The 23,426-nt window shown below is 61.6% G+C and carries 23 protein-coding genes; 14 read left to right on the forward strand and 9 right to left on the reverse strand.

Annotated features, from left to right (window positions below; translation table 11 throughout):
- Window positions 1-2 precede the first annotated feature (2 nt).
- Window positions 3-1,259 carry a lipoprotein-releasing ABC transporter permease subunit gene (locus ABWV89_RS07300; protein WP_353395555.1) on the forward strand — a complete coding sequence of 419 codons (1,257 nt, stop codon included), beginning with the start codon at window positions 3-5 and terminating at the stop codon, window positions 1,257-1,259.
- On the forward strand, window positions 1,252-1,926 hold the full coding sequence (gene lolD / locus ABWV89_RS07305; protein ID WP_353395556.1) for a lipoprotein-releasing ABC transporter ATP-binding protein LolD: 675 nt from the start codon (window positions 1,252-1,254) through the stop codon (window positions 1,924-1,926). The genes ABWV89_RS07300 and lolD overlap by 8 nt, the downstream gene beginning before the upstream one ends.
- 15 nt (window positions 1,927-1,941) lie before the next feature.
- Here the strand turns inward: lolD and ABWV89_RS07310 are convergent, their stop codons facing one another.
- Together ABWV89_RS07310 and ABWV89_RS07315 are read right to left on the reverse strand one after the other, a co-directional pair.
- Complete coding sequence (locus ABWV89_RS07310) at window positions 1,942-2,436, reverse strand: CZB domain-containing protein (protein WP_353395557.1); 495 nt, start codon at window positions 2,434-2,436, stop codon at window positions 1,942-1,944.
- Between the two features lie 54 nt (window positions 2,437-2,490).
- On the reverse strand, window positions 2,491-2,940 hold the full coding sequence (locus ABWV89_RS07315; RefSeq protein ID WP_353395558.1) for an META domain-containing protein: 450 nt from the start codon (window positions 2,938-2,940) through the stop codon (window positions 2,491-2,493).
- Window positions 2,941-3,157: 217 nt separating this feature from the next.
- Here ABWV89_RS07315 and ABWV89_RS07320 point away from each other — a divergent pair, with 217 nt between their 5' ends.
- From ABWV89_RS07320 to ABWV89_RS07360, 9 genes are all read left to right on the forward strand, one after another.
- Window positions 3,158-4,039, forward strand: coding sequence for a TatD family hydrolase (locus tag ABWV89_RS07320; RefSeq protein ID WP_353395559.1), 882 nt, complete (start codon window positions 3,158-3,160; stop codon window positions 4,037-4,039).
- Entirely contained in the window at window positions 4,036-4,545 is a 510-nt protein-coding gene (locus tag ABWV89_RS07325; RefSeq protein ID WP_353395560.1) for a DNA-deoxyinosine glycosylase, read from the forward strand. The genes ABWV89_RS07320 and ABWV89_RS07325 overlap by 4 nt, the downstream gene beginning before the upstream one ends.
- A 154-nt stretch (window positions 4,546-4,699) precedes the next feature.
- Entirely contained in the window at window positions 4,700-5,515 is an 816-nt protein-coding gene (locus ABWV89_RS07330; RefSeq protein WP_353395561.1) for a class I SAM-dependent methyltransferase, read from the forward strand.
- Window positions 5,512-7,329 (forward strand): type IV pilus assembly ATPase TfpB, encoded by a 1,818-nt coding sequence (gene tfpB / locus ABWV89_RS07335; protein ID WP_353395562.1) that lies wholly within the window; start codon window positions 5,512-5,514, stop codon window positions 7,327-7,329. Before ABWV89_RS07330 ends, tfpB begins: the two co-directional genes overlap by 4 nt.
- 122 nt (window positions 7,330-7,451) lie before the next feature.
- Window positions 7,452-8,162 (forward strand): Crp/Fnr family transcriptional regulator, encoded by a 711-nt coding sequence (locus tag ABWV89_RS07340; RefSeq protein WP_353395564.1) that lies wholly within the window; start codon window positions 7,452-7,454, stop codon window positions 8,160-8,162.
- 116 nt (window positions 8,163-8,278) lie between these two features.
- Window positions 8,279-9,169: a DMT family transporter gene (locus tag ABWV89_RS07345; RefSeq protein WP_502903168.1), complete on the forward strand. Its 891-nt coding sequence runs from the start codon at window positions 8,279-8,281 to the stop codon at window positions 9,167-9,169.
- 409 nt (window positions 9,170-9,578) lie between these two features.
- Window positions 9,579-10,541 carry a hypothetical protein gene (locus ABWV89_RS07350; RefSeq protein ID WP_353395566.1) on the forward strand — a complete coding sequence of 321 codons (963 nt, stop codon included), beginning with the start codon at window positions 9,579-9,581 and terminating at the stop codon, window positions 10,539-10,541.
- Window positions 10,542-10,615: 74 nt separating this feature from the next.
- Window positions 10,616-11,416 (forward strand): SDR family oxidoreductase, encoded by an 801-nt coding sequence (locus tag ABWV89_RS07355; RefSeq protein ID WP_353395567.1) that lies wholly within the window; start codon window positions 10,616-10,618, stop codon window positions 11,414-11,416.
- 78 nt (window positions 11,417-11,494) lie between these two features.
- A complete protein-coding gene (locus tag ABWV89_RS07360; protein ID WP_353395568.1) occupies window positions 11,495-12,037 on the forward strand; it encodes a hypothetical protein in 543 nt (180 codons plus the stop codon).
- 68 nt (window positions 12,038-12,105) lie between these two features.
- On the opposite strand, the gene ABWV89_RS07365 is transcribed toward ABWV89_RS07360, so the two are convergent.
- A complete protein-coding gene (locus tag ABWV89_RS07365) occupies window positions 12,106-12,792 on the reverse strand; it encodes a siderophore-interacting protein (protein WP_353395569.1) in 687 nt (228 codons plus the stop codon).
- Between the two features lie 942 nt (window positions 12,793-13,734).
- On the opposite strand from ABWV89_RS07365, the gene ABWV89_RS07370 reads away from it, so the two are divergent.
- Window positions 13,735-14,577 (forward strand): S1 family peptidase, encoded by an 843-nt coding sequence (locus ABWV89_RS07370; RefSeq protein WP_353395570.1) that lies wholly within the window; start codon window positions 13,735-13,737, stop codon window positions 14,575-14,577.
- Window positions 14,578-14,606: 29 nt separating this feature from the next.
- Here the strand turns inward: ABWV89_RS07370 and ABWV89_RS07375 are convergent, their stop codons facing one another.
- Entirely contained in the window at window positions 14,607-15,389 is a 783-nt protein-coding gene (locus tag ABWV89_RS07375) for a siderophore-interacting protein (protein WP_353395571.1), read from the reverse strand.
- Between the two features lie 70 nt (window positions 15,390-15,459).
- Between ABWV89_RS07375 and ABWV89_RS07380 the strand changes: the two genes are divergently transcribed.
- Entirely contained in the window at window positions 15,460-15,906 is a 447-nt protein-coding gene (locus ABWV89_RS07380) for a MarR family winged helix-turn-helix transcriptional regulator (protein WP_353395572.1), read from the forward strand.
- A 35-nt stretch (window positions 15,907-15,941) separates the two neighbouring features.
- Here ABWV89_RS07380 and ABWV89_RS07385 read toward each other — a convergent pair whose 3' ends face one another.
- Entirely contained in the window at window positions 15,942-16,895 is a 954-nt protein-coding gene (locus tag ABWV89_RS07385) for a DMT family transporter (RefSeq protein ID WP_353395573.1), read from the reverse strand.
- 138 nt (window positions 16,896-17,033) lie between these two features.
- On the opposite strand from ABWV89_RS07385, the gene ABWV89_RS07390 reads away from it, so the two are divergent.
- Complete coding sequence (locus ABWV89_RS07390; protein WP_353395574.1) at window positions 17,034-18,035, forward strand: quinone oxidoreductase family protein; 1,002 nt, start codon at window positions 17,034-17,036, stop codon at window positions 18,033-18,035.
- Between the two features lie 98 nt (window positions 18,036-18,133).
- On the opposite strand, the gene ABWV89_RS07395 is transcribed toward ABWV89_RS07390, so the two are convergent.
- The 4 genes from ABWV89_RS07395 to ileS all read right to left on the reverse strand — a co-directional run bounded on the left by ABWV89_RS07395 (window position 18,134) and on the right by ileS (window position 23,412).
- Window positions 18,134-18,526: a hypothetical protein gene (locus ABWV89_RS07395; RefSeq protein ID WP_353395575.1), complete on the reverse strand. Its 393-nt coding sequence runs from the start codon at window positions 18,524-18,526 to the stop codon at window positions 18,134-18,136.
- Window positions 18,527-18,711: 185 nt separating this feature from the next.
- A complete protein-coding gene (locus tag ABWV89_RS07400; RefSeq protein WP_353395576.1) occupies window positions 18,712-19,863 on the reverse strand; it encodes an aminotransferase class V-fold PLP-dependent enzyme in 1,152 nt (383 codons plus the stop codon).
- 182 nt (window positions 19,864-20,045) lie between these two features.
- On the reverse strand, window positions 20,046-20,561 hold the full coding sequence (gene lspA / locus ABWV89_RS07405; protein WP_353395577.1) for a signal peptidase II: 516 nt from the start codon (window positions 20,559-20,561) through the stop codon (window positions 20,046-20,048).
- 28 nt (window positions 20,562-20,589) lie between these two features.
- A complete protein-coding gene (ileS, locus tag ABWV89_RS07410; RefSeq protein ID WP_353396059.1) occupies window positions 20,590-23,412 on the reverse strand; it encodes an isoleucine--tRNA ligase in 2,823 nt (940 codons plus the stop codon).
- Between the last annotated feature and the right edge of the window lie 14 nt (window positions 23,413-23,426).

A 23,426-nucleotide genomic window follows, 5' to 3' on the forward strand; every position in this document is an offset into this window, starting at 1 on the left:
TCATGCAATCCCCATACGAACTGGTTTTAGGTTGGCGCTACACCCGCGCTGGACGGGCCACGCGGCGCAACGGGTTTATTTCGTTCATCTCAGGCGTGTCCATGCTGGGCATCGCGCTGGGTGTCGCTGCGCTCATTATCGTTCTCTCGGTGATGAACGGCTTCCAGAAGGAAGTGCGCGACCGCATGCTCAGCGTGCTCTCCCATATTGAGGTTTTTGACCCCAGTGGTCAGGCCATCGCGCATCTGGAGGAGGACATGTCCATCATTCGCCGCCATCCGGAGGTGATCGGAGTGGCGCCTTTTGTCGGTGCACAGGCCCTGATCGCCCGTGGCGAGGACATGAAGGGCGCCATTGTGCGCGGGGTCGATCCGGCACTGGAGCCGCAAGTCACAGAGCTGGCGCAACACGGCGACCTGCTGCCGCTGAACAACCTGGTACCGGGGGAGTTCGGCATTGTCATTGGCGGCGAACTCTCGCGCAGCCTGGGCGTTTACGTGGGAGACCGCGTCACGCTGATCGCGCCGACCGGGCAAGTCACGCCAGCTGGCGTGGTGCCTCGCATCCGTCAGATGACGGTGGTCGGTACCTTTGACTCCGGCCACTACGAATACGACTCCACCCTGGTCATGCTTCATGTGCAGGACGCGGCGCGCATCTTCCGGGTGGAGGGGCCAACGGGCATCCGCATCCAGACCAATGACGTCCACGCGGCCCGCCGGATCGCCATGGAGGTGGCGGGCAGCCTGCCACCCGGGATGGTGGTGCGCGACTGGACGCGCCAGAACCGCACCTGGTTTGCGGCCGTTCAGCTGGAAAAGCGCATGATGTTCATCATCCTGACGCTGATCGTGGCGGTGGCGGCGTTCAACCTGGTGTCCACCCTGGTCATGACCGTGACCGACAAGCGGGCCGACATCGCCATCTTGAGGACGCTGGGCGCCAGCCCGCAGAGCATCATGGGCATCTTCATGGTCCAGGGTGCAGCGGTCGGCATCATCGGCACAGGGGTGGGCTTGCTGCTCGGCCTGGGCGTGGCATTCAATATCGACACCATCGTGCCCGCCATTGAAAATGCGCTCGGCGCGTCCTTCCTGCCCAAAGACATCTACCTCATCAGCCGCATGCCCAGCGATCCTCAGCAAGGGGACATCCTGCCGGTGACGATCCTGTCCCTGATTCTGTCCTTCGTTGCCACGATTTACCCGAGCTGGCGTGCCAGCCGCGTCAACCCCGCGGAGGCATTGCGCTATGAATAATCTGGTTCTGGACGCCACCGGCCTGTCCAAACGTTTCACCGAAGGGCCACTGGACGTGCAAGTGCTCTCGGGGGTGGACCTCAAGGTAGAGAGGGGCGAGACGTTGGCGATCGTGGGCGCATCGGGCTCGGGCAAGAGCACCTTGCTGCATTTGCTGGGTGGCCTGGATGCCCCCTCGCAGGGTTCGGTTGACCTCATGGGCAAGCGCATGGCCTCGCTCAGCCCTTCTGCCCAAGGGGCATGGCGCAATCAGCACCTGGGCTTTGTCTACCAGTTTCATCACTTGCTGCCCGAATTCAGTGCCCGTGACAACGTCGCCATGCCGCTGTGGATCCGTCGTCAGAGCCGCGCGCAAGCGGGGGAAGTTGCCGTGAAGATGCTTGATCGGGTGGGCCTGTCGCAGCGAGCGCTGCACCGGCCGGCAGAGCTCTCCGGTGGCGAGCGCCAACGTGTTGCCATTGCGCGCGCGCTCGTGACCCGCCCTGCCTGTGTGCTGGCAGATGAACCCACCGGCAACCTGGACCGCTCTACAGCGGATGGTGTGTTTGACCTGATGCTGGAGCTGGCCCGCGATCAGGGCACGGCGTTCGTGATGGTCACGCACGATGAGGCGCTGGCGGCGCGCTGTTCACGCGTTCTGCGCCTGAACATGGGATCACTGGCTTAAGGCGGGCCAGGCTCTTCAGCCTTCCTGGTGAAGCGCGTTGCGGATGGCCTTGAGCAGCAGCACGACCCGGTTGGATGCATGGCGGTACGCGGTGTCAAGTTCCCGCTCCGCTTCCTGCTTTCTGCCGGACTGTGAGAGCTCGATCACTCTGGCGGCCTGGCGGTGAAATGACTGATGGCTGGCGACCAGTGCCGTGAAAGCCACATGATGTCCAAGGCGTTCACGGCCTGTTCCGTGGAGCCAGCGGCCCAGGTCGCAGCGGTCGTCCCTGCACACGGCCTCCGGGTCCAGGATTTCCGGTGAACTGCCGTCCAGCGCCTGCCGCAAGCGATCTTTCCATTGCTCGTGCGAGGCAATGGCCTTGTCCACATTCAGGTCGTCCAGCGCAGTGCGGATCTGGTCGTCATCCAGCAAAGAGTCGCTGACATCGTCGCCAACGACCTCGTCGTCAAAGTCCGAGAGGGACTCCTGTGCCTGGCTGCGTTTGAAAAATCGACTGAACAATCCCATGCTGAGACTCCAGAGCCCGGTTTGCGGCCGGCCTCCCGTTTGGTGTTCTGTTGCCTATGGCTTGACCTGCCTGAACACCACTGTGGGGGCTTCTGACGCACCCGTCAACTCGAGCAAGCCATCTTTCACCTTCACTTGCTTCGCATTTCGTAGCGCAGACAAGAAGGCTGATTCGAGCCTGTCTTGAACCGGACCGCAGCTCATCTTGGTGGCCATGACCGGCCCGACGGTCAGTGCAGTGCCCTTGAGCGAAACCTGACCGGAGTATTCGTTGCAACCGCCATGTCCGCCGATGTCCATCGATGCAGAAAAGGCCAGCGTGGGGACTTTGCCACCACTGACAGCCTGGCCGCCTATGGACTGGACTTCCCACTGGGTGCCTGCCAGCTGGGGTGCTGCAGGAGAGGACGAAGCCCCGTTGCTTGTGCACGCCACCATGCTCAGTGACAATGCGCCGCCCAGACTGACCCAGAACTGGCGGTTTGGAGCCGAAAGAAAGCGCATGCAGGCATCTCCTTGAATGTGGTGAGGGCCAGACCGGACAAGGCGCGTCGGCAGCCCGTGGAAGAAAGCCTACCACCTTTGCATGTTCTCAACGCTGACACAGGACAAAGTGTGTGTGGCTCGGTGTGGCCGGATGACACAATGTGGCGTGAGGCTGAGCCGGGGCCGTCGCGGAACTTGCCAGTGCCCCCTGGCGCCATGCCTCACACAGGTCACCATGGAAACGAGCAACTTCTGGATCGATACCCACTGTCATCTGGACGCCGACGAGTTTGGCGGCCAGGCGCTCGCAGTGCGCGAGCAGGCCCGATCGGCGGGTGTGGGCCTGTGTGTCATTCCGTCGGTCGAGGTGCGGGCCATGGGCAAGGTGCGGGCCCTGGCGCATCAGACGGGCGATGCCTACGCACTGGGCATTCACCCCTTGTACGTCGGCCAGGCATCCGAGAACGATCTGGCTGAGCTCGACTCCCTTCTGTCCAGGTGGCATGACGACCCGCGTCTGGTGGCGGTCGGAGAAATAGGCCTGGACTATTTTGTTCCCGAGGTGTGCACGGAGCCCATGCGGGAGAAGCAATGGAAGTTCTACACGGCACAGCTGGCGATGGCTCTGCGCTACAAGTTGCCTGTCATTCTGCATGTCAGGCGCAGCGCGGACATGTTGCTCAAAGGACTGCGAACCCATGCCGTGGCAAGCGGCATTGCCCATGCGTTCAACGGCAGCTTCCAACAGGCACAGGCCTTTGTCGACATGGGGTATTGTCTGGGCTTCGGTGGCGCCTGCACGTATGACAGAGCCTTGCAGTTGCGGCGCCTGGCGGCCGAGATGGCGGCTGAAGCACTGGTGCTGGAAACGGACGCGCCTGACATGCCTCCTCACTGGTTGTATGTGACGGCCGAAGCGCGCGCTGCAGGAGTGCCGCCAGCCGTGAATGCGCCTGGCCAGTTGCCGCGGATCGCCCAGACCATCGCAGAGCTCAGAAACGTCGCGCCGCAAGAGCTGGCCAAGCGTACTTCTGCCAATGCGCAGCGCGTGTTGCCAAAGCTGGCAGCCTTGCTGAACCAGTCTGGACTGCATTCAAAGGGAGAAATTCGCTCGTGAACGAGAAGCTGCAAGGCCTGGCTCCTGTGGCCGATGCGGGCACCCGTGTGCTGGTACTCGGCAGCTTTCCCTCGGTGGCCTCACTCAAGGCGCAGCAGTATTACGGCCATCCACAAAACCATTTCTGGAAGATTCTTGGCGCGCTGTGGGGGGAGCCTCTTGACAAGAAGGACTATGTCGAGCGTAAGCAAGCCTTGCTGCGCCATGGCCTTGGTGTGTGGGATGTCTATGCGGCCTGCGAGAGGCAAGGCAGCCTGGATGCCAATATCCGGCATGCCGAACCCAATGACCTCGGCGCGCTGATCGCCAGCTGCCCGAAGCTTCAGGCCATTGCACACAATGGTGGAGAGAGCTTCCGCCATGCCAGAGTGACCGGGGCATTCGGGCTGCCGGTACACAAGCTGCCTTCGACAAGCCCTGCCAACGCGAGCTGGTCTTTTGAGAGGAAGCTGGCGGCCTGGCGCGACGTGCTGGGCAGGTATGGGCTGTGTGACGCATGCACGTGACTGTGGTCCATGGCTGACGCTTGTGGGGCGAGTGATGGCGATCCCGCTGATAATGATTGCAACGAACCTCATCAGCTGAACGTCCCATGCCCTTTTGCCTTTGTGTCAACCTGGAAACAATCGCCTGCGTGCACTTGTCCGAAAGAGGCGTTTTGTGAGCAGGCTCAGTCGCAGTCGCAAGGCGGGTGCCGGCAAGTCAGACGGCAACGAACTGCCGGATGTGAGCATTTCCGAAGTCGGAGAAGTGCGTTTCCTGCACTTGGGCACCGAGTGGATCCAGGGGTCGATGTTGCTCAAGCAGCCCTTTGAAATCGAACTCGACTATGTTCGGCGCATGATGGCCTGGCTGCTGTTTGTTTCGCCGGACTCCGTGTCCGAGCGAAAAGCCCTTCAGCTCGGTCTCGGGTCGGCCGCGCTGACCAAGTTCTGCTTCAAGAAGCTGCGCATGGATACGACAGCGATTGAAATCAATCCGCAGGTGCTGGCCGTTTGCCGGGCGTGGTTCAAGCTGCCACCAGATGGCGAACGCCTGCGTGTGGTGCTCGCCGATGCCGGGCTTGAAATCCTCAAATCCGAATATGCGGGGACGATCGACGCGCTGCAGGTGGACTTGTACGATCATGAAGCTGCTGCGCCTGTGCTGGATGACCCCGATTTCTACCGCTCGTGTCGCAACCTGTTGACCGATGAAGGCTGCCTCACGGTCAACCTCTTTGGTCGTGAGTCCAGCTATGAGCGCTCGCTGGCCAGCCTGGCCAGTGCATTTGGCGAAGATGCATTGTGGGCTTTCGCGCCAACCCATGAAGGCAACACGGTGGTGTTGGCGCAGCGGACACCATCCCGGCCATCGCGCGAGGAACTGACGCTGCGCGCAGAGGTCATAAAAGAGCGCTGGGGCCTGCCTGCACCGAAATGGCTGCGTGTCTTCGCTCCCATCGATTTCACCGCTTTGAGCTCGACATCCACATGAACGCTCCTCTTCAGGTCAAACTCTCATCGGCATCTTCATCACACCAGGGGCCCCTGACCTGGAAGCTGTTGCTCAAATGGCTGGAAGAAGACGGCGTGGTGTCCCATCAGGTCGCCAGGCAGACCAGTAGCCGCCTGGCAGCGGCGCACAGTGCGCAACTGCCCATGCAGCGCCTGGCGACGCTGGCCATGCCAAGACAGGGCGACGGCCATGTGCTGGATGCCGAGCTGCTGACCCAGTGGCTGGCCAAGCGTGTGGGCATGCCACATCTGCGAATCGACCCGCTGAAGGTCGATGTCGGCAATGTGTCCGACGCCATGAGTGCTGCCTATGCGCAGCGCCATGGGGTGTTGCCTGTTCAGGTCGGGCTCTCGGAGATCACTGTGGCGACCTCCGAGCCCTTCATGTCGGACTGGGTCGCGGAAGTGGAGCGGCAGACAGCGAAGCGGGTCAAGCTCGTTCTGGCCAACCCTATCGACATCAAACGCTACACAGGTGAGTTCTTTGCCTTGTCCGAATCGGTCAAGACCGCCTCGAAGAAGGGCAACCAAACGGGTCTGGATTCCTTTGAGCAACTGGTCGAACTGGGCAAGGCCAACAAGCAGCTGGACGCCAACGACCAGAGCGTTGTGCGTGTGGTGGACTGGTTGTGGCAGTACGCCTATGACCAGCGTGCCAGCGACATTCACCTCGAGCCCCGTCGTGACCAGGGCGTGATCCGTTTTCGGATTGATGGTGTGTTGCATCCCGTCTACCAGATGCCCATCACGGTCATGAACGCGATGACGGCGCGCATCAAACTGCTGGGCCGCATGGACGTGGTTGAGCGCCGCCGCCCACAGGACGGCCGCATCAAGACCATTCGTGCCACGGATGCCGGGCGGGATGAAGAGGTCGAGATGCGCCTGTCCACCTTGCCCACTGCCTTTGGCGAAAAGCTCGTGATGCGGATTTTTGATCCGGAGTCGACATCCAAGGACCTGGGGGCACTCGGGTTCAACGCCAAAGATGCCGAGCGCTGGGAAGCGCTCATGCGCAAGCCACATGGCATTGTGCTGGTGACCGGTCCGACGGGTTCTGGCAAGACGACCACCCTGTATGCCACGCTCAAACGCCTGGCAACCGAAGAGGTCAATGTGAGCACCGTCGAAGACCCGATCGAAATGATCGAGCCAGCGTTCAACCAGACCCAGGTTCAGCCCAATCTGGATCTCGATTTTGCCCACGGCTTGCGTGCACTGATGCGTCAGGATCCGGACATCATCATGGTGGGCGAGATCCGGGATCTGAAGACCGCGGAGATGGCGGTGCAGGCGGCGCTCACCGGTCACCTGGTGTTCTCCACGCTTCATACCAATGACGCTCCGTCAGCCATGATGCGCCTGCTTGAGCTGGGTGTGCCACCTTATCTGCTCAATGCCACCATTCTGGGCGTTCTGGCACAACGCCTGGTACGCACCTTGTGTCCGGCCTGCAGGCAACCCGTGGAGGCGGACAAGACCGAAGCAGAACGGGCTGCTGTGGCCGAGATGGTCAAGCCGTGGCAGGTCAATGGGCAGTACCAGCCGTACCGGCCTGTCGGGTGCGTGCAATGCCGCATGACCGGTTTCCGGGGGCGTTCTGGTTTATACGAGCTGATGACCCTGAGCCAGGGCATGCGAGAGCAGATCAGCAAGGAACCCAATCTCGATGCCTTGCGCAAACAGGCAGTCACTGAAGGCCTTCGTCCGCTTCGGCTGGCCGGTGCCGCCCGTGTAGCCGAAGGCGTCACAACCGTCGATGAGGTGCTTGCCGCTACCCCTTCCTGGTTCTGAGACGCGACACTGGGTTCGCGGCCAAAAAACCCGGCCAGTGAAGTGAGTATGAGGCTTGGCTTATATTTGGCCACGGGGGACAAGCCCGCGCATCCACAACCCTCAGAAAGAACGCCTGCACCATGATTCCCGTCAAGACCGAGTCCGCCTGGCGCGGAACTGCCGACTGCCGCAACTGCGGCATCCGCGACATGGTGTTGTTTGCCGACCTGCACGAGTCCGATTTCAATCTGATTCATGCACCGATTGACGATCTGGAGATTCCGGCAGGGCAGCCTGTGATCCGGATGGGCGAAACTGCCACCTCGCTGTTCACGCTTCGCTCGGGCATGGTCAAACTGGTGCGAAACTCCGTGGACGGGCGGCAGCGCATCGTGCGGGTACTTCGGCAGGGTGATGTCATCGGGCTGGAAGCCCTGATGGGTCCTACCTATGACGCTGACGCCATTGCCCTGACCAACGTCAAAGTCTGCCGCCTGCCATTGCAAGTCATTCAACGCCTGAACAATGAAACCCCTCGCCTGCACCAGCGCCTGCTGGAGAAATGGCATCGCAGCCTCAAGGAAGCAGATGACTGGCTGGCCGATCTGAACTTCGGCAATGCGCGTCAGCGCGTGGCCGGTCTGGTGCTGAAGATGCGGGCAGGCAATGACGCTGGTGTGGCCACCTTGTTCTCGCGCGAAGACATGGGTGCCATGCTTGACCTCAAGCTGGAGACCGTCAGCCGCACGCTCAACGCCTTTGTCCGCGAAGGCCTGCTCGAGCAGCTCGACAAGCAGGGGCGTGTCTACCAGGTTGTCGATCCGGAACAGCTGGCATCGCCAAAAGAGTAGGCTCCGTCAGCCTCGCAACAGCCAGAAAAGGCTATGCCGTCGCCATAATCGATGCGATGGCCTCTTCAACTGCACCCACTTCTTCAAATGCTCACCCTCAGCTCGCGTCCGGGCTGATGTTTGCTGCGGCCGGGGCCATTGCGTTTTCCGGCAAGGCCATCATCGTCAAGCTCGCCTATCGCTACGACGTGGATGCGGTCACCCTCATCATGTACCGCATGCTCTTTGCCTTGCCGCTGTTCATCGGCCTGGCCTGGTGGGCATCACGGCACCAGCGCAATGCAGCAGGCGAACTGGCTGCCCCCATCAGCTGGCCGGACAAGCTGGGCATCGTCGGGCTGGGGCTCACCGGCTACTACCTCGCCAGCTTTCTCGACTTTCTGGGCCTGCAGTACATCAGTGCCAGCCTGGAGCGCCTCATCCTTTACCTCAACCCCACGCTCGTGCTGCTGCTCGGCTGGGTGGTGTACCGCAAGCGGGTGACCGGCATGCAGCTGCTGGCCATGGCCGTGAGCTATGCGGGGGTCTTGCTCGTGTTCGGGCATGAGGTCGACTTCAATGGCAGCAACGTCTGGCTGGGTGCTGCGCTCGTCTTCGCCAGTGCGGTCAGCTATGCGATCTATCTCGTGTTCAGCGCCGAGATGCTCAAGCGCATCGGTTCCATGCGTCTGGTCGGGCTGGCCTCCTGCGTGGCCTGTGTGCTGTGCCTGGTGCAGTTTGCGATGCTGCGGCCCCTGTCGGCAGCGATGGTGGCGCCTGAAGTGATCTGGCTGTCCATTCTCAATGCCGTGGCCTGCACCTTTACGCCGGTCATCCTGGTGATGCTGGGTGTCGAGCGCCTGGGTGCCAGCCTGGCTTCCCAGACCGGCATGCTGGGCCCCATGTCGACCATTGCCATGGGCGTGATCATCCTGGACGAAACCTTCAACGCCTGGATTCTGGCTGGCACGGTGCTGGTCCTCTCGGGGGTGTTTCTGGTGACGCGCTTCGGGCGACCTTCGCGATAGGCCTGTGGGTGGGCTTGGTGTTGGGCCAGGCGCTGTTTACCCGAGGGCTTGCCCTAGGGCCTGTTCACACTATTTTTCAAAGATGCGTTGCAGACCAAAAAGGCCATGCGCAAGGCGCAAAACGCAGCCGGGGCCGCCCCCCCGGCAAGGCTTTGCAACGCAGCGCATGGCCTTTTTGGTTGCAACCCGCAGGGAAAGTGGCGGAGACAGCGCCACTTGTCGTTGCACTTCTAGGCCAGACACCCAGTCTGGCCGTCGTCGCGCGCCTAAATTGGCGCTGTCTCCACCACTTTCGCACTTGGAAAAATGGTGTGAACAGGCCCTAGCACTTTGCGTGCAGAATGCATGTTGCAGGCGAACATGCCCATGATCGCCACCCACGAAGCAGCGCACGGGAGGGTGCACCTACATGCTCGCTTACGACCTCACGATCGGCAATTCTCCAGTCAATTTCGACGAAGACGGTATTCAGGGATGGTGTTTTGGCCTGCCACCAGGCATCATGCCCGAGCAATGGCCACTTGACCGCGGCAATGGCTACCCGCTCATGCACGGGTTCACCTTGCTGCTGCCTCCCGACTACCGCGTTCACGGCCCTGACGTGGTGGCCCTCAGCTTCTTTGCCACACCGGCGGATTTCAACGACGGTGGGCCAGCCGAGATCGACGAGATCGTCGACATGGCCGAATCAGTCGACATACCGCCCGAGCGTACTGATCTGCTGTCGCTCTGGCACACCATGAGCGAGCAGGCCAGAGACGACAAGTTGTTTTTCATGGAAGACATTCTCGGCTGCCGCTATGCCGTTCGTCTGCTGAGCCAGGATGAGTTTGATGGCCCGCTGTGTTTGCCGCCGGACTGGCTTGGTCAGAACGGCGAAGGTCACCCGCTGAATGCCTCGCTGGCGCCGCCAGGCTGGCTGCGCGAACCAGGGTCGCTCCTGAGCTGGAAGGCCATTAACGCATCCTTGCCTTGGGCGACGGTAAAAGGCGCACCTGATCCAGACCAGGCCTGGCTCGAAGGCATGGGCGATGAACCCAACGCGGGTCTTTATCTGAACCGGTCTCTGCGGTGGACCCCTCGCCAGCAAGACCCCAATGCAGGTATTGCCGTGAATGATGCCGAAGGTCGCTACCAGGAGCACTACTACTGGCTCAATGACGTCATCGACACCGAAAACTATCGCCTCCACCCATGGTCAGAAGGGCATCAGCCCAATCACATCGGAGGGACCATGCGGCCGGTGCAGGCAGCGCCAGATTTTTCTCCGTTCTACGTCGAATTTGAAGAAGACATGGGCGGCTACAACTTCGGTGGCGGCAACGCCCAACTCGACTTCAAGACCATGGGTTTTGACTGGGCCTGCGGCTGATCGAGGTAAATCAGCACCATCGCAAATCGAATCAAATCAAAGCACAGCAAGCAAAGAAACAGGAGAGCAATCCAATGGATCTTGGTATCAAAGGCAAATGGGCGCTGGTCTGTGGCGCAAGCAAGGGGCTTGGCTACGGTTGTGCGCAGGCCTTGTCGGCAGAGGGCGTCAACCTCGTCATCGTCGCGCGTGGGCAGAGTGATTTGAACGACGCGGCCGAGCGCCTCAAAGCCCAGGCACCTTCGGGCACCGAGGTGCTCACCGTGGCTGCAGACATCACCAGCGAAAAAGGACGTTCGGCCGCGCTGTCGGTGGCAGGTGGCCCGGGTACTGCCTTCGATATTGTCGTCACCAACGCCGGCGGCCCACCACCGGGCGACTTCCGTGCCTGGGACCGCGACGCCTGGGTCAAGGCGCTGGACGCCAACATGCTCACCCCTATCGAGCTCATCAAAGCCACTGTCGACGGCATGGCGCAGCGCGGCTTTGGCCGCATCATCAACATCACCTCAGGCGCGGTGAAGTCGCCCATCGACATCCTCGGCCTGTCCAACGGCGCGCGCAGTGGCCTCACCGGTTTTATTGCGGGCGTGTCGCGCAGCAGCGTGGCCGCGCAAGGCGTCACCATCAACAACCTGCTGCCCGGTGCGTTCGACACCGACCGCCTCAAGGCCACCTTTGAAGGCGCGGCCCAGAAAACCGGCAAACCCATCGAAACCCTGATGGACGGCCGCCGGCAGGGCATTCCGGCCAAGCGCTTCGGCAACCCGCAAGAGTTCGGCGCCTTGTGCGCATTCCTGTGCAGTGCACACGCCGGTTACATCACCGGGCAGAACGTGCTGATTGATGGTGGGGCGTATCCGGGAACGTATTGACGTTGAGTGAAGGGCAGACACTTGACCTCTTTCGCTTGCCCATCTGAGGTGAGCAGCATCTTTTTGGGAGGACAAGAATTGATTAAGTGGCTGAAGAACTCAGCATCCAAAATGAGCGTGGTGGCGTTGGCCAGTCTCTCCGTCGTGTTTGCTGTCCATGCAGCAGACTCGTCCAACGCACTGGCTGCTGCCGTGTGCAAGCTGCGCACAGGCGGTGGCACCATTGTGGCTGGCGTGGGCTTTGGTTGCTCATGGGCTGAAGTCGACGGCTCAACCCTGAAGCGAGGCGAAGAGGTCATGCTCACCATCCTGCCCAAGGCAGACGCAGGCATGGCGAGCTACCTGGGCGAGACATTGAAAAAGATGCACAGAAACGGGCAGGCGCTGAAGTCGAGCCTGGACCCAGTGTCTGTCTGCTCGCAAGGCGAGCCGAGCGGAGAGGTCCTGACCTTCGAAGTCCCTGGCACCTCCGTCGCCACCTTGCAGGGCTACGCAATGTGTGACGGCGACTTGCTGCACATGAGAATCACCTTGGACCGAGGCGATAGCAGCCGTGCGAAGCTGTTGCCGATTTTTGAAGATGCAATGAAGAAGGCGGTACCGCTGACCAGCGTGTATTGAGGTCGGCACGTGAGCGTGTTCGGTTGGCCCAAGAAAGGGTGCCCACATTCGCGCGGTGATGATCCAGGTTACTCCAGTGACTCATGAAACCCTTCCGCGCCCGGCTTCCAGTAAGCCGATGCTTTCACTTGTGTTCGGGGCAGACCACGCTCGTTGATCAGCACGTGGCGCAGTTGTGCCATGGTGCTCGCTTCACCCGCGCACCAGGCAAACCCATTGCCTGAGGTTTCATCGGGAGGCAAGAGCAGTTCGCGCGCAGCTTGCAGCACGTCGCCGCTCGTGCCCACATGTTTTGCGACCATGTTGGGCCGTTGGGGCAAGGCCGCAAGGTCCCTGACGTCGTTACTTTGAACAATGACCACGGAGTGTGTGGCGTCGGCCAGCTCTTGCAGTCGACGCTCCACGGCGAGCCATGCGGTCAGGTCGTCGACAGGCGGGTACCAGCCCAGGTCACCCGAGATGATCATCGAGCCCCGCGGTCTACCGGCGGAGACTTTGACGCCCGTTTGAAGGTCTAGCGCCCAGTCTCTCGCGGAGCCGCCGTCGCGCACGACGAAGATCAGCGTCAATTCCTGCCAACGTTCGTCAAACCGAACGGGTGTGTAGTCGCGCCGCTGAGGCAGGTTCTTGGCGTTGTTAAAGAACAGCTTTGCATGGCAGTGAGAAGACAGCAGCCTAAACTCGGCGAGTTCCGGGCCGCGCACTTTGAAGGCGTACGGACGGTCGCCGACGCGGACGATGTCTGCGATTGGCAAGCACGAAATGCCAATCGGGGCTACAATGCTCTCTCGGCTCGCAACTTGCTCTCCATTGCGTGCGCCGGCGTCAGACATGCTAACAGGCGGCTAAGTCCGTCGTCTGACCTTGACCAACTGGCCTCCTTGCAGGCTTCTCTGGTCTTCCTTCCCAAAGGTGAGCTTTTTCTTTTGTAGCCCGGTTGTGCGGGCCATTGTTTTTGTTGGCGCTTGCGTTGCGTGCCTCTTCTTGATGGCGTGCGCGCTGGATTGACGCTCCACAACCTGCCTGAGTCTTGCAGCGCCGTTTGGTACAGGTGCTGGTGCTGCTGCTGTTTGGGCCGGGTCGGGGAACTGGCCAGAGTCAACTCGGCTTGACCCAGATCGGCTCACTTCTCCTCAGCTCACCTCAACCAACTCACCTCAACGCCATCCGAGACGCGACGAGGTGGGACGAGACGGGGAAGACGGGAAGGCGAGTCAATGCGGAAATGACTGCTCGTGCGTTGACCAGCAAAGGCCTCTTCTTTGTCGAGGACATGGTTAGTCTCCACGCCAAAAACAACAACATCAGTACCAACATCCGTATCCATATCAATTCAATATACATAACAACATCAAGATGAATATCCTTATGAGCTATATCCCCGAACCAACCAACCCGTCGTCAACGTCGGCATCATCATCAATTCGGCCAGCGCCGCTGAGTTTCGACATCGGACGCTACAAGGTTTCGCCGTTGAGCCGCCGCACAGACAATGGTGAGTACGTTGCCAGCATCTCACTTCGCAGCGGTTGCGGATCGACCTCGCATGATCGAGTGTTTCGTCTGTTGCCCTTGTTTCCCAACGAGCAAGCTGCTTTGGACTTTGCTGCCCACCAAGGGCGGCAGATGGCCATGCAGCAGACAGCCGTTTGCTGAGCAGGCGGCATTGCGACCTTCTACCCATGAGGACCCAAGCCATGCTTGACGCCAGCAGCCCTAATCCGTCTTTCACTGCAGATGGCGTTGTGCCTTCCGCGGAACCTGTGTTGTTTGCCACCACGAAGGTTCAGACCTTTCTGGGGCAAGCGCCCTTGACGGGGGCGAGCGGGTTTTTCTTTGCCAGAGATGACCGGCTGTATCTGGTCACCAACCGGCACGTGTTTCAAGACGAAGCGGTTGGCCATGCCCCAGACCGCGTCGAAATTGAGATCCACACCGATCCGCAGGATCTCACCCAGATTGCCGTGTTCTCGATCCCGTTGTATGCCGGGGGCCTGGCGCTCTGGAACGGCGCCCTGGATTCCGGCGGCGTGGTTGACATTGCCGTCGTCGAGATCGAACGCGGCAAGCTACCTGTCGGCAGTGTCATCCGTGCCTTCAGCCCCAGTCATTTGCAATCCCGTGGTGAGGATTTCGGTCTTGGATCTGCCCTGATTGTGGTGGGGTTCCCGCTGGGCTTTCATGACACCATCCATCATCTGGCCGTTGCCCGCAGTGCGACCATCGCATCTGCCTTTGGCGTCAGGTTCCAGCAGCGCGGCTGCTTCCTGACGGATGCACGCACGCACAGCGGCAGCAGTGGAGCGCCAGTCTTGCGCAGGCGCACACTTAAAGAAAGCAGTGACGCGAGTGATTGGGAAACGGACTGGCAACTGCTCGGTATCCATTCCACGCGCATGGACATGGGACCGAGAGACCACACTTCGGATGAGTCACTAGGGCTGAACTGTGTCTGGTATGCCGATGCACTCATGGCACTGACCCTTCCACACGACGCAGGTCCGGTTGCAGGGGATGAGGCACCGGAAGCCGCGGCGTAGCGTCGTTTGGCGAGAGCGTCCCTGCCACTCTACGACAAAGTCTCGTGAAACCCTTCGGCTCCTGGTTTCCAGTACGCAGAGGCCTTCACATGGGTGCGGGGCAATCCTCGCTCGTTGATCAGCACCTCGCGCAGTTTCGCCATGGTGCCTGCTTCACCCGCGCACCAGGCAAAGCCATTGCCTGACGCTTCATCGGAAGGCAAGGGCAGTTCACGTGCTGCCTGCAGCATGTCGCTGCCCGTTCGCACATGTCTGGCGACCATGTTGGGCCGTTGGGGCAGGGCCGCCAGGTCTGACGCATCCTTGCTTTGAAGAATGACCACCGTGGGCGTTCCCTCGGGCAGTTCTTGCAGGCGCCGCTCCATGGCCGGCCATGCAGTCAGGTCGCCGGCGAGCAGGTACCAGCCCAGATTTTCCGGGATGATCATCGACCCGCGCGGTCCACCAATCTTGACGGCATCTCCCGGTTGCAAACGAAGTGCCCAGTCGCTCGCGGCGCCACCGTCGTGCACAGCGAAGATCAGCGTCAGCTCATTGCGGTTCTCGTCAAAGCCAACCGGTGTGTAGTCGCGCCGCTGCGCTTGTCCCTTGGCGTCGTCAAAGAACAGCTTCACATGGTCGTCGAAAGACAGCGAGGTAAATCTGGCCAGTGCCGGGCCGCCCACTTTGATGGCATGCAAGCCGTCGCTGATGCGTTCGGTAGAGACAACGGCAAGGTCGCGCAAAACCAGTTCATGGCGAACCCTGCGGATCACTGAATGGCCGCTGGTCTCAGGATTGGCCCTGTCGGGCGCAGAAGTTGGAGTGCTCATGTTGATAGGGCGCTTGTATTGGTTGATAATGTCATCTATTGTGAAAATATTAGTTGATGCTGTCAACCATATGAGCACCAAAGCCCCTGAAGAGATCATGGATGCCATGCATGAATTGCTGCATCTGGCCCGCGCAGCACAGCGCCAACGCATGCCCGACGATGGCCTGCACCCGATGGAAGGGCGTGCGCTGGGATTCTTTGTTCGGCATCCCGGTGGCACCCAGCGCGAACTGGTGCAGCACAGCGGGCGCGACAAAGGCCAGGTGGCCCGGCTCATTGCGTCGCTGCGCGACAAAGGTCTGCTGGTGGCCGAGCCTGACGCAGAAGACCGTCGTGTGACGCGCCTCTACCCGAGCGAGTCAGCCCTGGCTTTGCATGGTCAGGTCATGGCCGAACGCAAGGCGGTGGCGGCCGATGCGTTGACCGGGCTGTCTGCGGAAGACAAGCGAAACCTGCTGCGCATGCTGGACCACATGCAGACGCGCCTGAGCGCTCAGGTGGTCAAGGAAGCTTGAAGCAGGGAAATGCAAGGAAGGGCACAGCGAACGCCTCACCCGCGCCTCGAACTCACCCAGATGCCCGCCACAATGAACAGAAAACCGGCGCCGTGATACCAATGCGGCAGTTCGCCCAGCAGCGTGGCCGAGAGAATGGCCGCGAACAGTGGCGTGAGGTTGGGGAAAAAGCCGGCGATGGCCGGGCCCACGCGTGCCACGCCAGCGCCCCAGCAGCGGTAGGCAATCAAGGATGGACCGATGGCCACATACACCAGGGCCACGATCAGCGGCCAGCCCCAGGCGATGTGCACGGCTGCGTCGCCGGGCTCGGCCGTGGCGCTGAGCACGCCCCACTCAATGCCGCTCATCGCGCCTGACCACATCAGGCCCAGCGCCATCTGGGCCATCAGGTAGGCCGCCCAGTGGCTTCGGATGGCGGGTGGCTCTGATCCTGCCGGTGGCTTGGCCAGCAGCCAGCTGTAGCCCGACCATGCGGCGGCGGCCATCAGCATCCAGGCGTCGCCGGGCACAAACTGCACGGCCAGCAGTTGCTGCAAGCTGCCGCGCGAGAGCACAAAGGCCACACCGGTGAGCGACAGGGCGGCGCCGATGGCGGCCTTTCGGGCCACCGGCACGCCATAGAACACCCGGCCGATCAGCAGCATCCACACGGGCATGCTCGAGGCCACCAGGGTCACGTTGATGGGCGTGGAGGTTTTGAGTGCCAGGTACTGCAGCGAGTTGTAGGTGCCCACGCCAAACAGCCCCAGCCAGGCAAAGCGCTTCCAGTTGGCCCAGAGGCCGGTGCCCGGCCTGAGCACCCAGCCGGCCATGGGCAGTAGCAGCACAAAGGCCAGCACCCAGCGCAGGAAGTTGAACGTGAAAGGCGGAATCGTGCCCTGCATCATCCGCCCCACCACGGCATTGCCCGCCCACATCAGCGGTGGGATGACCAGCAGCGCAACTGCGGCTGGCGTCAGGCGGTGGGAAGAATCGGCAGAAGACATATGCAGCAGCACTGTAGCGGCTTGGGCGCTGTCTTGGCTGACGCACAGGTTTCAACCCTGCCGCGCAGCACGTCTTCCCGTTTCGTGGCAGCATGCCGTCTGATTCAGTGTTTCAGATTTCCACAGGAGACAATCCCCATGTCCGAGGCATCCACTTCCAGCCGCGCTGTGCGCATCCATGCACCGGGCGGTGCAGACCAACTCGTTCTGGACACCGTTGATGTGGGTGCCCCGGGTCCGGGCCAGGTCAGAGTGCGTCACCACGCCATTGGCCTGAACTTCATCGACGTCTATCACCGCACAGGCCTCTACCCGCTGCCCATGCCGCATGGCATCGGTATGGAAGGTGCCGGCGTGATCGAAGCCGTTGGCGAGGGAGTGACGCACCTCAAAGCGGGAGATCGCGCCGCTTACGCCGCAGCGCCTCCGGGCAGCTATTGCGATGCACGGGTCATGCCGGCACAAAACGTCTGCCGACTGCCCGACGCCATCGATTTCGAAACCGGTGCTGCCATGATGCTCAAAGGCCTCACCGCGCAGTACCTGCTCAAGAAGTGCAAGCCGGTTGAAGGCCTGGAGGCGGGCGACTTTGTGCTCTTCCATGCCGCTGCCGGTGGCGTGGGCCTGATCGCCTGTCAGTGGGCCAAGGCCTTGGGTCTGCGCCTGATCGGTACGGCCGGCACGGATGAAAAGTGTGCGCTGGCTCACGAGCATGGTGCCGAATTCACCATCAACTACCGCACCGAGAATTTCACCGAGCGGGTCAAGGAGATCACGGGCGGCAAAGGCGTGAAAGTTGTCTATGACTCCGTGGGCAAGGACACTTGGGAAGGCTCACTGGATTGTCTGCGCCCGTTTGGTCTGATGGTCAGCTTCGGCAACGCCAGCGGCCCGGTCGACCCTTTCTCTCCCGGTATTCTGGGCCCCAAGGGTTCCATGTACGTCACCCGCCAGACCCTGTTCACCCACATCAGCAGCCGCGAAGCCACACAGGCCATGGCAGACGATCTGTTCGAGGTGGTGCAATCGGGCAAGGTGAAGATCCGCATCGACCAGCGCTTTGCCCTGGCCGATGTGCAGGATGCCCACCGCAGCCTGGAGGCCCGCCAGACCACGGGTTGCACCATCTTGTTGCCTTGATGGAGCCTACCGGGCCGGGGGTGACGATGGCCCACCCCAAATGAAAAAACGCAGGCCACCGGCCTGCGTTTTTTCTTCCTTGGAGAACTTGAATCTGGTCAATGCCAGGTAGCTTTCCTTCCATCGCGTTCGATGGTCAGTTGTCCGTCATTCTTGAAGTACTTTCCGGTGCCGTTGAAAGAAGTGCAACCCGGGTCGCCAGCACCAGATCCCGGAACGTAGCGGCAGGAGTTCACCACAAAAGTGCCTTCATGCTGCTCTCCGACAAAAGTCATATTGCAGTTGCACTGGCTTCCGTCAGTCGTGTAGAAGTACATCAGCAAGGGGGTGGAAAATTCGCCCCCGGTCAGGTCCAAAGGCACGTTGTCACTGTCGCGGTTCCACAAGCTGAACAAGTCCTTCGTTTTGTCTTCTCCGCCGCCGCCGCAGGCGACAAGACCCGCGACCATAAGTGCTGCCGCTGCAAATCTAAGTGCAGTCTTTCTTTTCATCTGATTTCCTCCGTTAATGTTGCTGCGTGTGACAATTGGCTAGTATTGCAACCCAGAATCCCCAAACTGATATCCTCAAAAAGAGGGATGGTACTGGCGGGTTTTATCTTGACGGTGGGCACAAAAAAACGCAGGCCAATGGCCTGCGTCTGTACCCTGCGGGCTGGCTGATCTGCCGGGGCAGGTCAGGCCGTGGCAGCCGCTGCCGGTGCCACGACCTTCAGCGCCTCTTCCAGGCGCTTCACCGAGCCCTGGCCGTCGTGCCACTTGTCCAGGCCAAACAGGCCGACGCGGAAAGTGCTGAAGCCCTCGGGCTCGTCGCACTGCAGCGGCACACCAGCAGCAGTCTGCAGGCCCTGGGCCAGGAATTTCTTGCCGTTCTGGATGTCCGGGTCGCTGGTGTAGCTCACCACCACGCCAGGGGCCTGGAAGCCTTCAGCGGCCACGCTCACAAAGCCGTGGCGAGCCAGCAAATCGCGCACACCCTGGCCCAGCGCCAGCTGCTCGTCCTTGACCTTTTGCAGACCGTAGGCTTCTGTCTCCAGCATGGTGTCGCGCAGCTTGGTCAGGCCGTCGGTCGGCATGGTGGCGTGGTAGGCGTGGGCGCCGCCTTCGTAAGCCGCCATGATCTGCAGCCACTTCTTGAGGTCCATCGCGAAGCTGCTGCTGTTGGTGTCTTCAATGGCCGTTCGGGCGCGCTCGCTGAGCATCACCATGGCGCAGCAAGGCGAGCTGCTCCAGCCTTTTTGTGGGGCGGACACCAGCACGTCCACGCCGGTGGCCTGCATGTCCACCCACATGGCGCCAGAGGCAATGCAGTCCAGCACGAACAAACCACCCACGGCATGCACGGCGTCAGCCACAGCCTTGAGGTAGTCATCCGGCAGGATCATGCCGGCAGCGGTTTCCACGTGAGGGGCAAACACCACCGCAGGCTTTTCCTTGGCGATGGCGGCTTTCACCTCCTCGATCGGGGCAGGCTGCCAGGGCGACTGCGCATCGCTCTCGTCCAGGCGGCGGGCTTTGAGCACAGTGTGACTCGCAGGGATCTTGCCCATGTCGAAAATCTGGCTCCAGCGGAAGCTGAAGAAGCCGTTGCGGATGACCATCACATGCTTGTCGGCCGCAAACTGGCGGGCCACGCTTTCCATGCCGAAGGTGCCGCTGCCAGGCACGATGACGGCGCTGTGGGCGTTGTAGACACGCTTGAGGTGGCTCGACAAGTCCTTCATCACGCCCTGGAAGCGCTTGGACATGTGGTTGAGCGAGCGGTCGGTGTAAACGACCGAAAACTCCAGCAATCCATCGGGATCAACGTCGGGCAGCAGTCCGGGCATGGGTGTCTCCTTGCAGTGTTCGTGAGATGTTCTGGGGTGTGGGCGTCCCTGGTGCCGGGGATCGCCTGCACACCACACGGGTCATGCAGCCAGGTGGCTGGCGACCTTGAGGTTCAGCCGCATTGTCGCATTCTGAGAGAGCCCCGGGGCGGTCAGGGGGCTCCGCCAGCGCGGACAGGCGCTCAGCCGCGGCTTTGACGCACCCGCCGCAGTTCGTCCCAGATCAGGGAGGCGGCACCGATGGTGATGGCCGCGTCGGCCACGTTGAAGGCCGGGAAATGCCCGCGCGGGAACATGCCCGAGAGGAAAGCCCAGTGGAAATCCAGGAAATCCACCACATAGCCGTGCAGCGGGCGGTCGATCAGGTTGTTGCCAATGGCGCCGGCCATGATGCTGGCCAGGGCAAAAGAAAACAGCTTCTGACTCGAATGGTTGCGCAGCATCACCAGAATGAAGATCACCACCGCCACGCTGATGCCGATGAAGAACCAGCGCTGCCATCCCCCGGCGCTGGCCAGGAAGGAAAACGCAGCGCCGGTGTTGTGGGCGCGGACAATGTTGAAGAAGCTGGTGATGACGGTCTGGTCACCCAGCTGGTAGTTCTGAAGAATCCACCACTTGGTGATCTGGTCGACGACGACCCAGACGGCCGTCACGGCCAGCCAGGTCCACATCGATGGGCGCGCGCTGCTGCTCATGTGTTTCCCTTGAAAAGGCGCAAACGCCTCAGGCAGCCAGGCGGCTCTCGCCTTCGCCGTCGAGGTTGGTCACGCAGCGGCCGCACAAGGTGGGGTGCGCCTCGCTATGGCCCACATCGTCGGTGTAGTGCCAGCAGCGCTCGCACTTGGTCGCCGTGCTGGGCGCAACCTTCACAGCCAGATGCTCGCCATCCACCACGCTCACTGCGGAGGTGATGGTGACGAACTTCAGGTCATCGCCCAGCGAACGCAGCAGCGCGGCGTCGTCGGCGCCGGCCGTGATCTCCAGCGTCGCCTGCAGCGATGCGCCCACCTGACCGGCTTCGCGAACCACCTCGATCTCCTTGTTGGCCATCTCGCGGATCTCGCTGATGCGCTTCCACTTGGCCAGCAAGGCTTCGTCAGGCGTGCCGAAAGACCAGAAGGTTTCAAAGAAGATGGAGCCTTGCGACTTCTCGCCCGCAAACACGGCCCAGGCTTCTTCTGCCGTGAAGGACAGGAAAGGCGCCATCCAGCGCAGCATGGCCTGGGTGATCTGCCACAAGGCGGTCTGGGCGCTGCGGCGGGCCAGACCATCTGCCTTGGTGGTGTAGAGGCGGTCCTTGAGCACGTCCAGATAGAAGGCGCCCAGGTCTTCCGAGCAGTACACCTGAAGCTTGCTCACCACCGGGTGGAATTCGTACACGTCGAAGTGCTTGAGGATCTCGGCCTGCAGCTCGGCCGCGCGGGCCAGTGCGTAGCGGTCGATCTCCAGCATCTGCTCTGGCGCCACAGCATCCGTCTCGGGGTTGAAGTCCACCGTGTTGGCCATCAGGAAACGCAAGGTGTTGCGGATCCGGCGGTAGGCGTCCACCACGCGGGCCAGGATGTTGTCGTCGATGTTCAGGTCGCCCGAGTAATCGGTCGCGGCCACCCACAGGCGCACGATTTCAGAGCCCAGCTTCTCGCTGATCTCTTGCGGCACCACCACGTTGCCCAGGCTCTTGCTCATCTTGCGGCCCTGGCCATCGGTGGCAAAGCCGTGGGTCAGCAGCCCCTTGTAGGGTGCGCGTCCATAGATCGCGCAGCCGAGCAGCAGCGAGCTGTGGAACCACCCGCGGTGCTGGTCGTGGCCTTCCAGGTACAGATCGGCCTCAGGGCCTTCGGCATGGAAAGCGCCGTTGGGGTAAGCGTCGGCATGGCTGCCGCGCAGCACGTGCCAGAAGGTCGAGCCGGAGTCGAACCACACCTCCAGGATGTCGGTGCTCTTGGTGTAGTGCTGGGCGTCTTCGGCACCCAGGATGTCTTCGGCGGTCACACGGCTCCAGGCCTCGATGCCGCCTTTTTCGACGATGTCGGCAGCCTGGTCCATGATCTCCATGGTGCGCGGGTGCAGCTCGCCCGAATCCTTGTGCAGGAAGAAGGGCACAGGCACACCCCAGCTGCGCTGGCGCGAGATGCACCAGTCAGGGCGGTTGGCAATCATGTCGCGCAGACGCGCCTTGCCGTTCTCGGGGTAGAAACCGGTGTGGTCGATGGCTTCCAGCGCCATCTGGCGCAGCGTCTTGGGCGCCTTGTCTTTGGTGAAAACGCCTTCGCCTTCGTCCATGCGAACAAACCACTGCGCAGCCGCGCGGTAGATCACCGGCGTCTTGTGGCGCCAGCAGTGTGGGTAGCTGTGGGTGATGCGCTGCGTGGCCATCAGGCGGCCGGCAGTGTTCAGTGTTTCCAGGATGACCGGCACGGCCTTCCAGATGTGCAGGCCACCAAACAGCGGGAAGTCGTCGGCGTAGCAGCCGTTGCCTTGCACCGGGTTGAGGATGTCGTCGTACGACATGCCGTTGGCCATGCAGGAGTTGAAGTCATCCACGCCATAGGCCGGCGAGGAGTGGACGATACCGGTACCGTCGGTGTCGCTCACGTAGTCGGCCAGGAACACCGGCGCCAGGCGCTTGTAACCTGCGTCGACGTCGTACAGCGGGTGGCGGAAAGCCAGGCCACCGAGCTTGTCGCCGCCTACCGTGGCCAGCACGGCACCTTCCAGGCCAAAGCGCTCCAGGCACTTCTCGACCAGGCTCTCGGCCAGGATCAGGCAGCCCTTGGGCGTGTCGACCAGGGCATAGGTCAGCTCGGGGTGGGCGTTGAGCGCCTGGTTGGCCGGGATGGTCCAGGCGGTGGTTGTCCAGATGACGATGTTCGCGTGTTTGCCTTCAGGCAGGTTGGCCAGGCCAAACGCCTGGGCCACGGCAGCATCGTCGTTGGCCTGGAAGGCCACATCCAGCGTGTCGCTTTGCTTGTCGGCGTACTCGATTTCGAACTCGGCCAGCGAGGAGCCGCAGTCAAAACACCAGTAAACCGGCTTGAGGCCACGGTAGACAAAGCCGCGTTCCATCACGCGCTTGAAGGCCCGGATCTCGCGTGCCTCGTTGCCGGTGTCCATGGTGCGGTAGGGACGCTCCCAGTCGCCCAGCACGCCCAGGCGCTTGAAGTCTTCGCGCTGCTGGTCGATCTGCTCGGTCGCGTAGGCGCGGCTCTTGGCCTGCATGTCGTCACGCGAGAGCTTGCGGCCATGGATTTTCTCGATGGCGTTCTCGATCGGCAGGCCGTGGCAGTCCCAGCCGGGGATGTATTGGGCGTCAAAGCCGGCGAGCTGGCGGCTTTTGACGATCATGTCCTTGAGGACCTTGTTCACCGCGTGGCCGATGTGCAGCTTGCCGTTGGCATACGGAGGGCCGTCATGCAGCACGAACAGCGGCTTGCCGGCGCGGGCTTCGCGCAGGCGGGCATAGAGGTGGCTCTCGTTCCAGTCGTTCACCCAGGCCGGCTCGCGCTTGGGCAGGTTGCCGCGCATGGGGAAGGGGGTATCGAGCATGTTCAGCGTGGCGC

Origin of the sequence: Hydrogenophaga sp. 5NK40-0174 (assembly GCF_040372165.1) — a bacterium.
In the GTDB taxonomy this organism is placed as follows: Bacteria; Pseudomonadota; Gammaproteobacteria; order Burkholderiales; family Burkholderiaceae_C; genus Hydrogenophaga.